Below are 14,492 nucleotides of genomic sequence, written 5' to 3' on the forward strand. Positions count from 1 at the left end.
GATGCCCGAACAGCGGGCTGGTCGCCGTCCTGCGCGTTCCATGTCCTTTGCCATGTTCTGCCTCGGCTCTTGTGCGTGGCTGCGTGCCGGCGCTCAGGCCGGGTGGATGTTGTGCTTGCGCTTCATGAAGTCCCTGGCCATCTCGACGGTGACGGCGGCGTCGCGGCAATAGGCGTCGGCGCCGACCGCCCGGCCGAAATCCTCGTTCAACGGCGCGCCGCCGACCAGCACCACGCAATCGTCGCGGATGCCCTTTTCCCGCATCGCGTCGATGACCACCTTCATGTAGGGCATGGTGGTGGTCAGCAGCGCCGACAGGCCCAGGATGTCGGGCCTGTGTTCCTCGATGGCGGCCAGGTAGGTCTCGACCGGGTTGTTGATGCCGATGTCGACCACCTCGAAGCCGGCGCCTTCCATCATCATGCCGACCAGGTTCTTGCCGATGTCGTGGATGTCGCCCTTGACGGTGCCGATCAGCAGCTTGCCCTGCCGGGGCGCGTCGGTGGCGGCGAGCAGCGGGCGCAGGATGGTCATGCCGGCCTTCATGGCATTGGCCGAGAGCAGCACCTCGGGCACGAACAGGATGCCGTCGCGGAAATCCTCGCCGACGATGCGCATGCCCTCGACCAGCGCCCGGGTCAGCACCGCATAGGGCGTCCAGCCGCGGGCCAGCAGGATGCGGGTGCCTTGGCCGATCTCCTCGGCCAGCCCGTCATAGAGGTCGTCATGCATCTGCTGCACGAGATCCTCGTCGGCAAGCTCGGAAAGGCTGATTTCTGCGTCGGACATCGTCATGCTCCAGAAAGGGGGCGCGCGGCCGCCCGCACCGCGCCCAGGGGTCATGCCCCTCCATAACCCGCAGAAACACCGGCGCGCTGTCCCCGTTGCGACACATCAGGACGCACATGGAAAGGTCAAAAAACAGCGGCCTTCACGAAGGGCTGGATGCGATCGGGGCGACGGGCTATGTCGGCCGGTGAAGCGGCGCGCGATCGCCGGCAGAATCAGCATGGCCGTTCAAGGCCGCTGCCGGGATCAGGGCATTTCTGCAGCGCCTGGCGCTTCAGGATGTCCAGGCCAAGGGGGCGCTCATTGACCGAAACAGATTTCCCCCGGCGCGAGCGGATCACCCTGTCGGCGTGCTTTCTGGCCGGCGGCCTCGGCATCGGCGGCTGGGGCGCCAACCTGCCGGCGCTGGGGCGGCGGGCGGGGCTGGACGAGGGCGCGCTGGGGTTGGTTCTGCTGTCCTTTGCCGCCGGCGCCATCCTGGCGATGACCAACGCGCCGGCGGTGATCGCCCGCATCGGGGCCGAGCGGCTTTCGGTGATCGCGGCCGGGTTGTTCGGGCTGGGCATCGTCGGCATCGGCTGGGTGACGCAGATGGCCGCGGCGATGGTGCTGGCAAGCCTTGCCGGGCTGGTCTTCGGGGCGCTGGATGTGGCGATGAACAGCCAGGCATCCAGCCTTGAACGCCGCGCCAGGCGGCCGGTCATGTCCTCGTTTCACGCCATGTTCAGCGCCGGCACGCTGATCGGTGCGCTGGCCTATGCGGCGCTGGCGCAGGGCGGCGTCGGGAACGGCGCCATCCTGTCGCTGTCGGGCGGCGTGATCCTGGTGATCGCGGCGGCGATGTTTCCCCGCACCACCGCCGCCCCGGCCGGGCCGGCAGAAGCCGCCCCGAGCGCCAGAAGCCGGGCCAGGCCGGGCGCGGCGGCGCTGGCGCTGGGCGCGCTGGCCTTCGTGATCTTCCTGGCGGAGGGCGCGATCATGGACTGGGCGGCCGTCTATCTGGTGCGGGTGATCGGCACCTCGGAAAGCATCGGCGCGGCCGGATATGCGATCTTTGCGGGCATGATGCTGGTGGGCCGGCTGCTGGGGGACCGGGCCAACCGTGCCCTGGGGCCGCCGCGCTTGTTCCGGATCTCGGTGATCGCGGTGGCGGTCTCCATGGCGGCGTTCCTGCTGTCGGGCTCGGTCGATCTGGCCTTTGCGGCGCTTGCCTGCAGCGGGCTGGCGATGGCGAATGTCATCCCGCTGATCTTCTCGGCCGCGGGCGCGCTGGGGGCCCGGGACGGCGGGCGTTCGCTGTCCCGGGTGATCTCGATGGGCTATGCCGGGATCCTGCTGGGCCCGGCGCTGATCGGCTTCCTGGCCCAGGCGGTTTCCCTGACGGCGAGCCTTGCGCTGGTTCTGGCGGGTCTCGTGGCGGTGGCGTTCTTCGGCCGCGCGCTGGAGGGTTAGGGCCCCCCGGTCCCGGGCGGATCACTGCGCCGCATTCGCATGGCGGTAAAGCGGGTTCGAGCGGTCCAGATGCGCCTGCATCGCCGCCACCGCGCCGTCGGCATCGCGGGCGGCGATCAGGTCCACGATCTGGTCGTGTTCCTGCAGCGTGACCTTTTCCTTGCCCGACCAGTGCAGCAAGACGCCGTGATATTGCAGCAGCCAGCGCAGCATCGCCTGGCTGGTCGCGACCAGGATCGGATTCGCCGAGATCTGCGCGATCCGGCTGTGAAAGGCCATGTCGGCGGTCACGAAAGCCTCGGCATCGCCGATGCGGGCGCGCTGCTCGCCCACCAGTTCGCGCAGGTCGCGCACGTCCTGCGCGGTGGCGTTTTCCGCCGCCACCCGCACCAGCCCGCATTCGAACATGCGCCGCGCCTGCTTCAGATGCTCAAGCTGCTCGGGTTCCGAGGACAGCAGCATCCGCGCCACGTCGTCGACGCGCGCCAGCACGCTGCCGGCCGAAAGCTCGTTCACGCGGCTGCGTTCGCCATGGCTGATGGTGATCAGGCCCATGGTGTGCATGTGCTGCAGCGCCTCGCGCACGGCGGGGCGGCCGACGCCGAAGCGCTCCATCAGGTCGCGTTCGGACGGCATGGGGGCGCCGGGGGGCAGTTCGCCGCCGGCGATCATCTCGCGCAGCCGGTCGAAGACCTGGTCGGACAGCTTGCGACGGGTGATCCGGTCGGGGCTGGCAAGCTGGTCGTGTTTCATGGTCCTGGCTCTTGGCTGCGGTCTTTCGTCAAGATTTAGGCGAAGGCGGGCGGCTTTGCCAGCCGAAGGGCTCGGGACCGTCCGGCGTCAGGCGGGCGGTCAGCGTGACGCCGTCGAAGGCCAGCTCGGCCCGGCCGTCCGCCAGCGCGGCGCCGCGCAGGGGCTGGCCCGCCTGCGCCGCCAGGGCCTGCACCACCGCCGCGACCGGGCGCAGCGCGCCATCCGCGCGCACCAGCCCGCGCGGGCCGTAAAGCGCGGCGGGCGTCCAGACCGTCACGCCCGCGGGCGCGATGCTGGCCGCCAGTCCCAGGGTCCAGGCGGCGGCGAAGGCGCCGTCCTGGCGGGGGTCGTCATCGGCCATGCAGACCCGGTCGCGGCCGGGATTCGGGATGGTGCGGCTGCCATAGGGGTTCTGCCGCATGGCAAGGGTGGACGGTCCCAGCCGATAGTCGCGGCCGCCGATGATGGCGCGGGCCGAGGCGAGGATATGCGGCACCGCCTCCAGCGTCTCGACCACCGACAGGTCGTCGGCGGCATGGACGATGGGGCACAGGCCGTGGGTCACGAAATCCCAGGCATCGGCGGGCGGGCGCTTGCGGTTGAGCTCGGGGAAAAAGCTCGCCATGCCGCCGCCCAGGGTCGTGCCCGGAAAGGCGGCACGGGCGGCGGCATGGACGCTTTCCAGCGGCGGGCAGGGCGGCCAGTCCGATCCCGGCGGCGTCGATTGCCGGTCGACCGAGGGGCAGGTCATGATGGAGGCGGGGCGGAACCCGGAGGCTGCCAGATCGGCGGCATAGCCGGCAAATTCCGCCGCCAGGTCGCCGTCGGGCGGGCAGGCGGCGATCAGTTCCAGGTCATAGGCCAGATCGGGCAGGGCGGCCTGCAGCGCCGCGAAGCCGCGCAGTTCGGACAACCCGTGGCCTGCGGCGATGTCCAGATGGCAGAGCAGGCGCTGGGGGCCGATGCGGCGCAGCGCCTCGGGACGGGCCGCGGCGCGGCGCGCGTCGGCGGCGGTCAGGACAAGCGCGGTTTGCGGGAACCGGGCGCCCGCCACCTCGGCCCGGATCGGCGGCGCGGCATCGGCGGCGGGGGCGGGGGTCCAGGAAATCCGCACCGCCTGGCGCAGCGTCTCGCCGTCGCGGATCGCATAGGGCCAGGGCAGGGCCAGCGGGCGGTTGTAGGTCTTGAAGGACGCATCGCCCCATTGGCGCTGGTCCTCCATCTCGAAGACGTCGCCCTCGAACCGGCAGGCGATGCGCAATCCGCCCGCCTGATGGGTCAGCGAGGCGATGTCCGTGAAGGGTTGCCAGGGCGCGATCAGCGCGGGAAAGCGCGTCTCCTCGGTGCTGCCGTCGGAATGGCCGACCCGGACCGGGGCGCCGGCCACGCCCTGGATGGGATGCAGCACGGTGAAGCCCGCGCGGTTGGTTTCCACGGTGCCGTGGGCCGTCGCCACCACCTCGGCGGTCAGGCTGTCCGGTGTCAGGCTCAGCGCGATCCGCGCAACGAGGCTGCCGCCGCCCATGTCATAGCGGGCGGCATAGCTGACACGCCCGCCGGCCATGGCCAGTTCGGTGATCGCCGGCGCGACCGTGCCCCAGTCGCGGTCGCGGACCAGGAAGGACAGGCCGCGAATGGCCTCGACCCCGCCGACGCGCAGGTGGCGCAACCGCCCGGCCTCCAGCGTCACCGCGGCGTCGCCCGCGCGCAGCACCTCGCCCCGGTGCGGCGGCTTGTCGGTGCCGTAGAGCAGGGTCAGGTCCATTGCGGCGCCCGCATGTCGATGCGCGAGCGGTCCGCCGCCGACCGATAGGCGGCTTCCACCAAGGCCAGCGTCTTCAGGTTGTCATGCCCCGAGGTTTCCGGCTGCACCCCCGCCCGCAGGCAATCGACGAAATGCTGCTGGATGATCTGCACGCTTTCCTGGATGTTGTGCCAGGGCCGTTCCGCCCAGGGCAGGACCGGGGGCGCCACATCGCGGACCTCCTCGGCCTTCGTCTGGATCAGCAGCCGATAGCCGGCATCCAGCCGCAGCGTGCCCGTGTCGCCGTCGATCTCCAGCAGCGTTTCCGGGAAGGTCTCGGGCATCCGCCGGGTGGCATAGGAGCAATCGACGACGCTGGTCGCGCCGCTCTCATGCTCCAGCAGCATGGTCGCCACGTCCTCGCCGCGGATGGCCGGGTTCATCCGCCGCGTGGTGGCCGAAAGCGTCGCCACGTCGCCGAACAGGGCGCGGGCCACGTCCAGGATATGGATGCCCAGATCCTGGATGATGAAGCGCGGATCGGTCGCCAGATAGGGCTGGCCCGAGAACACGTCATAGCCCGACCGGAAGCTGACGCGGCCGAAGAACGGCGTGCCGATGGCGCCGGCCCGCACGGCGCCGATGGCGGCGCGGACGGCCGATTGCCAGCGGAAATTCTCGTGCACCATCAGGATCTTTCCCGCCGCATCGACGGCGGCGACCATGGCGCGGGCATCCGCCATCGTCTCGGCGAAAGGCTTCTGGCAGATGACATGCAGTCCCGCCCGGGCGGCCAGGTCCACCAGGGACCGGTGCGCGGCGACGGTGGTGGCGATATCCACGAAATCCAGCGCTTCCGCCGCCAGCATCGCGGCGGCATCGGCATAGGGGCGGGCGCCGAAGCGGGCCGCGGTCTGCTCGCGCCGGGCGGGGTCGCGGTCGCAGACGGCCACGATCCGGACGCCCTCGATCCCGGCCCAGCCATGCATCTGGTTCTGCGCGAAGAACCCGCAGCCGATCAAGGCACCCTTCATGTCACTTCCCCGCCTCGGCCTGCAGCGCCACCCGCGCCTGCAGCTTCTGTTGTGCCTGATCGACCACGACGGCGGCGATGATGACAAGCCCCTTGATGACCGTCTGCCAGAAGGACGACACCCCCATCATCACCAGCCCGTCCGACAGGACGCCGATCACGAAGGCGCCGACGATGGTGCCGCCGATCCGCCCGCGCCCGCCCGACATCGAGGTGCCGCCCAGCACCGCCGCGGCGATGGCGTTCAGCTCGAAGGCCTGGCCGGTGGCGGGATGCGAGGCGACCAGTTGCGACGAGATGATCAGGCCGACGATCGCCGCGCAAAGCCCGCTGAACATGTAGACGAAGAACTTGATGCGGTTGACCCTGACCCCCGACAGCGCCGCGCCGCGCTCGTTGCCGCCGACCGCATAGACATAGCGGCCCAAGGGCGTGCGCCGCGCGATATAGGCGGCGATCACCGCCACCGCGATCAGCATCCAGATCGAGACCGGCAGCCCCAGGACGGTCCCCGCGCCGATCAGCCGGAAGCTGTCCGAGCCGTATTCGGCATTGCCGTTCAGGTTCGGAAAGGTCCGCCCGTCGGAAAACAGCATCGCCGCGCCCCGGCAGACATAAAGCGTGCCCAGCGTGGCGATGAAGGGCGCCACGTTCAGCCTGGTGATCAGGAAGGCGTTCACCGCGCCGATCAGCACGCCGACCGCCATCACGATCAGGCAGATCTCGATGGTGTTGAACTGGATCGACCAGCCAAGGCCGGGGTCGATGCCGTAAAGCACCAGCCAGCCCGCGACCATGCCGCACAGCCCGACGATGGAGCCGACCGACAGGTCGATCCCGCCCGAGATGATGACGAAGGTCATGCCGATCGCCAGGAAGGCGTTCAGCGCGACATGCTTCGACATGATGACCATGTTCGCGGTGGACAGGAAGTTCGGCGCGGCAAAGGCGAAGAAGGCGAAGACCAGGATCAGGGCGATGAAGGTCCGGGCCTTCAGCAGCAGAAGCAGCAGGCTGGCGGACCCCGCTTGCGGCGCGGTGTCGGTGGCGGCATGGGTCATGCGGCATGCTCCTTGGATGGGGTGGGCGCGTGGCCCTTGGCCGAGGCGGCGATGACAAGGGTTTCGGTGGCGTCCTTGCGGTCGAATTCGCCGGTGACGCGGCCGTTCGACATGACCACGATGCGGTCGGACAGCGCCATCAGCTCCTCGATGTCCGAGGTGACGAAGACGATGCCCAGCCCCTCGGCCGCCAGCTTGCGCATGGTGCGGAAGACCTCGGCCTTGGCGCCGATGTCGATGCCGCGCGACGGCTCGTCCATCAGCAGCACCTTGGGTTTGGTCATCAGCGCCTTGCCGATCACCACCTTCTGCTGGTTGCCGCCCGACAGGCTGGAGACCGGGTTTTCCATCGAGGCGATCTTGACCGTCAGGCGACGCACGAAATCGCGCACCGTGCCGCGTTCGGCGGCCAGGTCCATGTGGAAGCCGGTGGTGAATTCGCCCAGCGACGACAGCGTCATGTTCTCGCGGATCGACAGGATCTGCACCAACCCGTCGTTCTTGCGATCCTCGGGGATCAGGGCGATGCCCGACCGGATGCGGCCGGCGACGGTTTTCGCCTTCAGCGGCTTGCCGTCCACGCAGATGCGCCCGCCGGCATGGGGGTGGCGGCCGATCACGCATTCCAGGAACTCGCTGCGGCCGGCGCCCATCAGGCCATAGACGCCCAGGATCTCGCCGGCGCGCAGGCTCATGCCGACATGGTCCACCGCCATGCCGCCGCCGGGGCGGGGCAGGGTCACCTCCTCGGCCCGGAAGATCTCGGGCCCATAGGGGTGGTCGATGTCCTTGGCGAAATCCCTGGACGCCTCGCCGATCATGGCGCGGACGATCCAGTCCACATCGACGCCCTGCATCGACCGCGCCCCGGTGATCGTGCCGTCGCGCAACACGGTGATGTAGTCGCCGATGCGGATCAGCTCCTCCAGCCGGTGCGAGATATAGACGATGCCGACGCCCTGCTTCTTCAGGTCGGCAATGACGCGGAACAGGATCTCGACCTCGGCGGCGGAAAGCGCCGAGGTCGGCTCGTCCAGGATCAGGATGCGGGCATCCTGGGCCAGGCTTTTTGCGATCTCGATGATCTGCTGCTGGCCGACGCGCAGGTCGCCGACCATCGCGTCGGGGTCGATGTCATGTTCCAGCCGCCGCATCAGGGCGCGCGTGGCCTGGCGCTGCGCGGCCCTGTCGATGTCGATGCGGCCGCGGGTGATCTCGCGGTTGATGAAGATGTTTTCCGCGACCGTCATGTTCGGGAACAGGTTCAGTTCCTGGAACACGATGCCGATGCCGTGGCGGCGGGCATCGTCGGTATCGCTGAAATGCACGGGCTTTCCGTCCATCAGGATCCGGCCCTCGGTCAATTGCTCGACCCCGGCGATGACCTTCATCATCGTGGACTTGCCGGCACCGTTTTCGCCCACCAGCACGTTGACGGCGCCCATGCGCAGGTCGAAATCGACGCCCTTCAGCGCCCGGGTGCCGGGATAGACCTTGGTGCCGCCGCGGATCTGCAGGCCGATGCCATGCGTCATGGCGCGGCTACCAGGACGGTCGGCACCACCAGCAGGGGGTCCGAGGCGCTGCGCAGGGTGGTCGCGCCCTCGAAGCGGAAGCTCTGGCCGGTCAGGTCGCCCTCGGGCAGTTGGATTGCCTGATGGGCGCGGTCGTTCAACGCGCGGGCTAGCTTCGCGAATTCGATCTGGTCGCGGTAGTCGGTGAAGACGATGAAGTCCGCGGCATCGCGCAGCGCGGTGCCCTTGACGACCGGGCCAAGCTGGATGGTCACGTCGGCCTGCCCGTCGCCGGTCGTGTCCAGCGCCATGGTGGCGGCGCGGGACTGGCGATCGGCCCCGACCACGGTGCCCTGGCCCTTGACCAGGAAGTTCCAGGGACTGCCCTCGGCCTGCGGGCGGATGCCATGCGCCCGGCCCGCGGCGTCGAGCCCGCCTTGCAGGGCGGCAGTCAGCACGGGCAGGTCGATGGCCTTCCGGGCGACATGGGGGACCAGTTGCGCGGCATAGATCTCGCCTGCCTTGGCGGCCATGCGCGCGTCGTCGGTCTGGGCCGCGGCGCCTTGGCTGCCGGGTTCGGGATTGGGGACGATCTTGCAGGCGCCAAGCGCCGTCATGGCCAGAGACAGGCCAAGGATCGCGGTCATCGCGCGCATCATGCGGGACTCCGGGTCTATCGGGGATGCGGCCCGGCGGCCATGCGCCGGGCCGGTGGTGGATCACTCGGCCAGGGCGAAGGTTTCCAGCTTGTCGGCATTCTCGGCGCTGATCAGGATGCAGTCCATCAGCTGCTTTTCATCCACCCCGGTCGAGCCGGTTTTCAGATACTGGTCGGCCTGTTCCACCGCCAGCTGCGCCTGGCGATAGGCCGGCTGCAGCACGGTCGCCTTGATGCCCCCCGCCTTGATGGAATCGCGCACGTCGTTCGAGCCGTCGAAGCCGACCACGATCACGTCGGTCCGCCCCGCCGCCTCCAGCGCCGCCCAGGCCCCCATCGCCATGGTATCGTTGCCCGAGATCACGCCCTTGATGTCGGGATTGGCCTGCAGCATCGTCTCCATCACCGTATAGGCTTCGGTCTGCGACCAGTTGGCGGTCTGCTGGGCGACCATCGCCATGTCGGGATACTGGTCGATGATGTCGTGATAGCCCGAGGAGCGGATGCCTGCGTTGGTGTCCGCCTCGCGGCCCAGCAGCTCGGCATATTTGCCTGTCTCGCCCATCAGCCGGACGAATTCCTCGGCCCCGAGCTGCGCGCCCTGATAGTTGTTCGACACGATCTGGCTGACGGCGATGCCGGATTCCTTGATCTCGCGGTCGATCAGGAAGGACGGGATGCCCGCATCCTTGGCGGCCTGCACGGCGGCGACGGTGGCGTCGGCCCCGGCATTGTCCAGGATGATGGCTTTCGCGCCCTGGGCGATGGCGGTGTTGAACAGTTCCAGCTGCTTGTTCGGGTCGTCGTCATGGACCATCACCACCGTCTCGTAGCCAAGCGCCTTGGCCTTGGCTTCGGCGCCCACCGCCTCGGCCTTGAAGAAGGGGGTGTCGTGGCTGGGGGTGATGATCGCGATCAGCCCCTCGGCCGCGGCAAAAGACGGCACGGCCACGGTCATGGCAAGGCCAAAGGCCGAGATCATCAGCCGGCGGGTCAGTTTCATGTTTTCCTCCCTTGGGTCAGCCGGACGGATGCCGGTTCCTCTCTGACCGTTTCAAGCTGCTGGCGAATCATTATCTTGTCAACAGGTATGATAAGATAATGATCCCTTAGGTAATCCGCTCGATGCTGGCGGCGACCTCGTCCCATTCCAGCACCTTCTTCCAGTCGTCGCGCATCAGCATGGGCTTGCCGAATTCGATCGCCTTGTTGCAGGCGTCCGAGAACTGGCCCTGGCGTTCCTCGAAGATCACCGCGCCCAGGATGTTCATGTGGCCCAGCAGGAAGTCGCGGGCGCATTCCTTGCTGACGCCGCTGCGCGCCACGACCTCGTCCATCGCCTCGCGCATGACCATCAGCAGCGAGGCGCAGACGGTTTCCGACAGGCCCGGTTCCAGCATGGCCATCTGTTTGACGGTGACTTCATAGCTGCGGGCGACGGGGGCATAGATGGCGCGGGCGATGCGGTCGCCCAGCTCGTAATGCGCGCGCGGGCCCTGCATCAGCGCGTTGACCACGCCCTGCTTGGCGGCGACGCCGCCGAAATGGTCGGCCCGGCCTTCCGGCGTGTCCTCGTCATTGAAGATCGGCGGGTGGCAGGGATGGCTGACGAAATAGGTCACGTCGGCGCGTTCCGGCAGGTGGCCCGCGAAAGGCGCGGCGGCGTCCAGCACCACGATCATCGTGCCCGGCGCCACCTGCGGCACCACCGCCGCCGCGACCTTGCGGATCACCGTGTCGGGCACCGCCAGGATCACCACCTCGGCGCCCGAGAGCGCGGCGGCGGAATCCACGCAGTCAAGGCCCAGTTCCGCCTTCAGCCGAACGCGGCCCTCTGCGCTGACCTCGACATGGGCCACGTCGAAATCGGTCCTGGCAAGGTTCGTGGACAGGCGCACGCCCATCTTTCCACCTGCCCCGAACAAGGCAACTTTCGTCATTCCGGTTTCCCCTCTTGCAGGAATCATCCTTGCCAAACTGGTATGATGAGATAATAACAAAGAAAGGCTGTCAAGGGGAGGATTCGATGACCGAGGCGCCGTGGGTGACATGGCTGGGCGACGACTTCACCGGATCGGCGGCGGTGATGGAGGTGCTGGAATTCGCCGGCCTGCCCGCGGTCCTGTTCACCGGCATCCCGTCGCCCGGCCTGGCCGCGCGCTTTGCGGATTGCCGGGGCGTGGGCATCGCCACCACCGCGCGCAGCCACGACCCGGCCTGGATGGCGCAGAGCCTGCCGGCGCCGCTTCGCTGGCTTGACGGGCTGAAGGCGCCGATCCTGCATTACAAGATCTGCTCGACCTTCGATTCCTCGGCCTTGTCGGGGTCGATCGGTGCGGCGATCGAGATCGGCTTGCGCATCCGCCCGGCCAGGGCGGTGCCGCTGCTGACCGCGGCCCCGCAGATGCGCCGCTATCAGGCCTTCGGGCATCTGTTCGCGGGCACGCTGGACGGCGTGTTCCGGCTGGACCGCCATCCGGTCATGTCCCGCCATCCGGTGACGCCGATGGCCGAATCCGACCTGCTGCGGCATCTGGCGGCGCAGACCGGGCTGCGCTCGGCGCTGATCGACCTGGAGGGCCTGGCCGATCCGCAGGCCGTGGAAACCGCCCTGGCCTCGGGCGCCCGCATCCTGTCCCTCGACAGCATGGGGCCGGTCAGCGAAACCGCCGCCGGGCGGCTGATCTGGGAGAACCGCGCCGCTCTGGGTTTCGTCGCCGGCAGCCAGGGCGTCGAATATGCGCTGGTCCGGCATTGGCAGGCCAGCGGCGCCATCCCGCGCGTGCGGGCCCCCGGAGCCCTGCCGCCTGCCGACCGGATCGTGGCGGTGTCGGGCTCGGTCTCGCCCATTACGGCGCGGCAACTGGGCTGGGCGGGGCGGAACGGATTCGCGCTGCTGCCCTTCGACGCCCGGGCCGTGACCGGCGGCGATGCCGACCGGACGGCCGAGGAAACGCGCCTGACCCAGGCCGCCATCGCCGCCGCGCAGGCCGGCCAAAGCCCGCTGGTCCATTCCGCATCCGGCGAAGGCCCGCAGGTCGACGCCTTTCGCGATGCGCTTTCGCGCAGCGGCATGGACCCGGCCGCCGCCAACCGCCGCATCGGCGAATCGCTGGGCCGCATCCTGGACGCGACGCTGCGCGCCACCGGCATCCGCCGCGCGGTGATCTCGGGCGGCGATACTTCGGGGCACGGGATGCGGCAGCTTGGCCTGTCGGCGCTTGTCGCCCGCGCGCCGACCATTCCCGGCGCGGCGCTGTGTCAGGCCTTCGGCGACGGCCCGCATGACGGGTTGGAGATCGCCCTGAAGGGCGGGCAGATGGGGTCCGAGGATTATTTCGGCTGGATCCGCGCCGGCGGCGACAGGAGAGAGTGAGAGCCATGACCGACCCTATCCGCGTCACCTATCGCATCGAGACGCCGGGCAGCATCGAGGCGATGGCCGCCAGGATTGCCGCCGACCAGTCCACCGGCACCTTCACCGAGCTGCCGGGCGAGACCGAGGCGCTGAAAGCCCGTCATGCCGCCCGCGTCGAGCGGATCGTGCCGCTGCCCGACGCGGACCGCCCCGGCTTCCCGTCCGAGGCGCCCGGCCCGTTCCACCGCGCCGATGTGACGATCGCCTGGCCGCTGGACGCCGTCGGCACCGATATCGCCGCGCTGATGACCATCGCCGTGGGCGGGGTCTATGCCGCGCGCGGGCTGACCGGCGTGCGGGTGATGGATTTCGACCTGCCGCCCGCCTTTGCCTGCCATCCCGGCCCGCAATTCGGCATCGCCGGGTCGCGCCGGCTGATGGGCGTGGCCGAGGGGCCGATGATCGCCTCGATCATCAAGCCTTCGCTGGGCCTCTCGCCCGAGGATACCGCCCGGGTCGTCCGGACCCTGTGCGAGGCGGGCGTCGATTTCATCAAGGACGATGAAAAGCTGATGTCGCCCGGCTATTCGCCGCTGGCCGCCCGCGTCGAGGCGATCATGCCGGAGATCGAACGCCATGCCGACAGGACCGGCAAAAGGGTGATGTATGCCTTTGGCATCTCCTCGGCCGATCCGGACCAGATGATGCGCAACCACGACCATGTGGCGGCGTGGGGTGGCAATGCGGCGGTGGTCAATATCAACTCTGTCGGCCATGGTGGCATGGCCTTCCTGCGCAAGCGCTCGCAACTGTGCCTGCACGCGCATCGGAACGGCTGGGACATCCTGACCCGCCACCCGGCCCTGGGGATGGAATTCCGCGCCTATCAGAAGATCTGGCGCCTACTGGGCGTCGATCAGTTCCAGATCAACGGGATAGGCGCCAAATACTGGGAACCGGACGACAGTTTCGTGCGGTCCTTCGGCGACGTGATGACGCCGATCTTCTCCGAGGCCGACCGGCCGCTGCCGGTGGTCTGTTCCGGGCAATGGGGCGGGCAGGCGGTCGAGACCTATCAGCGCACGGGGCGCACGCTGGACCTGATGTATCTGGGCGGCGGCGGCATCCACGGCCATCCGAACGGCCCGGCGGCCGGCGTGCGGGCGATCCGGCGCGCCTGGGCGGCGGCGGCGGCGGGCGAGTCGCTGCAGGACGCCGCCCGCGACCATCCCGACCTGGCGGCGTCGCTGGCGAAATGGTCCGGGCAAGAGCTGTAGGGCAGAAGGACGGCGGGCTTTCGTCGCCGCTGGCGCGTCGCTGCCCGGCTTGGAGCCGTTGCAGGCGCGGGAAGCCGCGCGGGATTTTCACCGCCGCCGCCGCCGCCGCCGCCGCCGCCGCCCGGCCCGCTTCGGCCGGGTTGGGCTGAGGCGGGACCGCCGGCCAAAGGCCGGCCTGCCAGACCGCCAATGCCCGTCCGCAGCGGGCCGAGCCCGGCATCGCCGGTGCCGCGGCCCCGGGGCGTCACTCGGCCCCGGCGCGGATGGCGGCGATCATGCGCTCGACCGCCGCATGCGCCAGGACCATGGGCTTTTGCCGGGTGATCAGGTCCAGCCGGTCGATGGCCGCCAGCGCCACGATGCCATGCACCGAAAGCAGCAGTTGTTCGGCCAGCAGGCGCGGGTCGCCCTTGGGCCGCAGCGCCGCCACCGGCTGGGTGATGCGGCCGATCAGCCCGTCGATCTGCGCCAGATACCAGTCGGGAAAACTGTTCGACAGGCGCGGCCCCTCGAACAGCGCGCGCCAGACCGCGCGGCGATCCAGCATGAAGGTCACATAGACCTCGGCCAGCGCCAGCAGCCGCGCGCGCGGATCGGTCTCGTGCACCGCATCCACGGCAATGGCCAGATCGACCAGCGCCTGCCGGTTCACCTCCTGCAGCACGGCGCTCATGCTGTCGAACAGGTTGTAGATGGTGCCGGGGGTGGTCTTGACCGCGCTTGCCAGGGCGCGGGCGGTCAGCGCCGTCGGCCCGCCCTCCTCCAGAAGCAGCTTGGCCGCTTCGATCGTACGGCTGCGCAGGGCGTCATGATCGTATTGCCTGGGTCTGGCCATGATGTTCCTGAACTGTGT

13 protein-coding genes are annotated in these 14,492 nt (G+C 69.2%); 3 read left to right on the forward strand and 10 right to left on the reverse strand.

Annotation, left to right across the window (positions count from 1 at the left end; genetic code table 11):
* Positions 1-93 precede the first annotated feature (93 nt).
* Entirely contained in the window at positions 94-789 is a 696-nt protein-coding gene (locus tag NBE95_RS21860) for a B12-binding domain-containing protein (RefSeq protein ID WP_289894424.1), read from the reverse strand.
* A gap of 303 nt (positions 790-1,092) precedes the next feature.
* Between NBE95_RS21860 and NBE95_RS21865 the strand changes: the two genes are divergently transcribed.
* Entirely contained in the window at positions 1,093-2,241 is a 1,149-nt protein-coding gene (locus tag NBE95_RS21865) for an MFS transporter (protein WP_289896903.1), read from the forward strand.
* A gap of 21 nt (positions 2,242-2,262) precedes the next feature.
* Here NBE95_RS21865 and NBE95_RS21870 read toward each other — a convergent pair whose 3' ends face one another.
* From NBE95_RS21870 to NBE95_RS21905, 8 genes are all read right to left on the reverse strand, one after another.
* A complete protein-coding gene (locus NBE95_RS21870) occupies positions 2,263-2,994 on the reverse strand; it encodes a transcriptional regulator NanR (RefSeq protein ID WP_289896904.1) in 732 nt (243 codons plus the stop codon).
* A gap of 28 nt (positions 2,995-3,022) precedes the next feature.
* Positions 3,023-4,759 (reverse strand): hypothetical protein, encoded by a 1,737-nt coding sequence (locus NBE95_RS21875; RefSeq protein ID WP_289896905.1) that lies wholly within the window; start codon positions 4,757-4,759, stop codon positions 3,023-3,025.
* Entirely contained in the window at positions 4,750-5,772 is a 1,023-nt protein-coding gene (locus tag NBE95_RS21880) for a Gfo/Idh/MocA family oxidoreductase (protein WP_289896906.1), read from the reverse strand. Before NBE95_RS21880 ends, NBE95_RS21875 begins: the two co-directional genes overlap by 10 nt.
* A 1-nt stretch (position 5,773) precedes the next feature.
* Positions 5,774-6,832 (reverse strand): ABC transporter permease, encoded by a 1,059-nt coding sequence (locus tag NBE95_RS21885; RefSeq protein WP_289896907.1) that lies wholly within the window; start codon positions 6,830-6,832, stop codon positions 5,774-5,776.
* Positions 6,829-8,367, reverse strand: a complete 1,539-nt coding sequence (locus NBE95_RS21890) for a sugar ABC transporter ATP-binding protein (protein ID WP_289896908.1) — start codon at positions 8,365-8,367, stop codon at positions 6,829-6,831. Before NBE95_RS21890 ends, NBE95_RS21885 begins: the two co-directional genes overlap by 4 nt.
* Positions 8,364-9,005: a DUF2291 domain-containing protein gene (locus NBE95_RS21895; protein ID WP_289896909.1), complete on the reverse strand. Its 642-nt coding sequence runs from the start codon at positions 9,003-9,005 to the stop codon at positions 8,364-8,366. The genes NBE95_RS21890 and NBE95_RS21895 overlap by 4 nt, the downstream gene beginning before the upstream one ends.
* A 60-nt stretch (positions 9,006-9,065) precedes the next feature.
* The gene (locus NBE95_RS21900; RefSeq protein ID WP_289896910.1) at positions 9,066-10,007 is read right to left on the reverse strand and encodes a D-ribose ABC transporter substrate-binding protein; all 942 of its coding nucleotides are present in this window, start codon (positions 10,005-10,007) and stop codon (positions 9,066-9,068) included.
* A gap of 106 nt (positions 10,008-10,113) precedes the next feature.
* Complete coding sequence (locus tag NBE95_RS21905) at positions 10,114-10,944, reverse strand: phosphogluconate dehydrogenase C-terminal domain-containing protein (protein WP_289896911.1); 831 nt, start codon at positions 10,942-10,944, stop codon at positions 10,114-10,116.
* An 86-nt stretch (positions 10,945-11,030) separates the two neighbouring features.
* On the opposite strand from NBE95_RS21905, the gene NBE95_RS21910 reads away from it, so the two are divergent.
* Positions 11,031-12,380 carry a four-carbon acid sugar kinase family protein gene (locus NBE95_RS21910; RefSeq protein WP_289896912.1) on the forward strand — a complete coding sequence of 450 codons (1,350 nt, stop codon included), beginning with the start codon at positions 11,031-11,033 and terminating at the stop codon, positions 12,378-12,380.
* A gap of 5 nt (positions 12,381-12,385) precedes the next feature.
* Positions 12,386-13,639 (forward strand): 3-oxo-isoapionate-4-phosphate decarboxylase OiaX, encoded by a 1,254-nt coding sequence (gene oiaX / locus NBE95_RS21915; RefSeq protein ID WP_289896913.1) that lies wholly within the window; start codon positions 12,386-12,388, stop codon positions 13,637-13,639.
* Positions 13,640-13,883: 244 nt separating this feature from the next.
* Here oiaX and NBE95_RS21920 read toward each other — a convergent pair whose 3' ends face one another.
* Positions 13,884-14,474 (reverse strand): TetR/AcrR family transcriptional regulator, encoded by a 591-nt coding sequence (locus tag NBE95_RS21920; RefSeq protein WP_289896914.1) that lies wholly within the window; start codon positions 14,472-14,474, stop codon positions 13,884-13,886.
* Positions 14,475-14,492: the final 18 nt, after the last annotated feature.

This window comes from Paracoccus sp. TOH, assembly GCF_030388245.1.
GTDB classification, from domain to species: domain Bacteria; phylum Pseudomonadota; class Alphaproteobacteria; order Rhodobacterales; family Rhodobacteraceae; genus Paracoccus; species Paracoccus simplex.

Coding starts and splice junctions, on each gene's coding strand:
- NBE95_RS21860 (WP_289894424.1), bottom strand. CDS start 789: ATGTCCGACGCAGAAATCAGCCTTTCCGAGCTTGCCGACGAGGATCTC.
- NBE95_RS21870 (WP_289896904.1), bottom strand. CDS start 2,994: ATGAAACACGACCAGCTTGCCAGCCCCGACCGGATCACCCGTCGCAAG.
- NBE95_RS21875 (WP_289896905.1), bottom strand. CDS start 4,759: ATGGACCTGACCCTGCTCTACGGCACCGACAAGCCGCCGCACCGGGGC.
- NBE95_RS21880 (WP_289896906.1), bottom strand. CDS start 5,772: ATGAAGGGTGCCTTGATCGGCTGCGGGTTCTTCGCGCAGAACCAGATG.
- NBE95_RS21885 (WP_289896907.1), bottom strand. CDS start 6,832: ATGACCCATGCCGCCACCGACACCGCGCCGCAAGCGGGGTCCGCCAGC.
- NBE95_RS21890 (WP_289896908.1), bottom strand. CDS start 8,367: ATGACGCATGGCATCGGCCTGCAGATCCGCGGCGGCACCAAGGTCTAT.
- NBE95_RS21895 (WP_289896909.1), bottom strand. CDS start 9,005: ATGATGCGCGCGATGACCGCGATCCTTGGCCTGTCTCTGGCCATGACG.
- NBE95_RS21900 (WP_289896910.1), bottom strand. CDS start 10,007: ATGAAACTGACCCGCCGGCTGATGATCTCGGCCTTTGGCCTTGCCATG.
- NBE95_RS21905 (WP_289896911.1), bottom strand. CDS start 10,944: ATGACGAAAGTTGCCTTGTTCGGGGCAGGTGGAAAGATGGGCGTGCGC.
- NBE95_RS21910 (WP_289896912.1), top strand. CDS start 11,031: ATGACCGAGGCGCCGTGGGTGACATGGCTGGGCGACGACTTCACCGGA.
- oiaX (WP_289896913.1), top strand. CDS start 12,386: ATGACCGACCCTATCCGCGTCACCTATCGCATCGAGACGCCGGGCAGC.
- NBE95_RS21920 (WP_289896914.1), bottom strand. CDS start 14,474: ATGGCCAGACCCAGGCAATACGATCATGACGCCCTGCGCAGCCGTACG.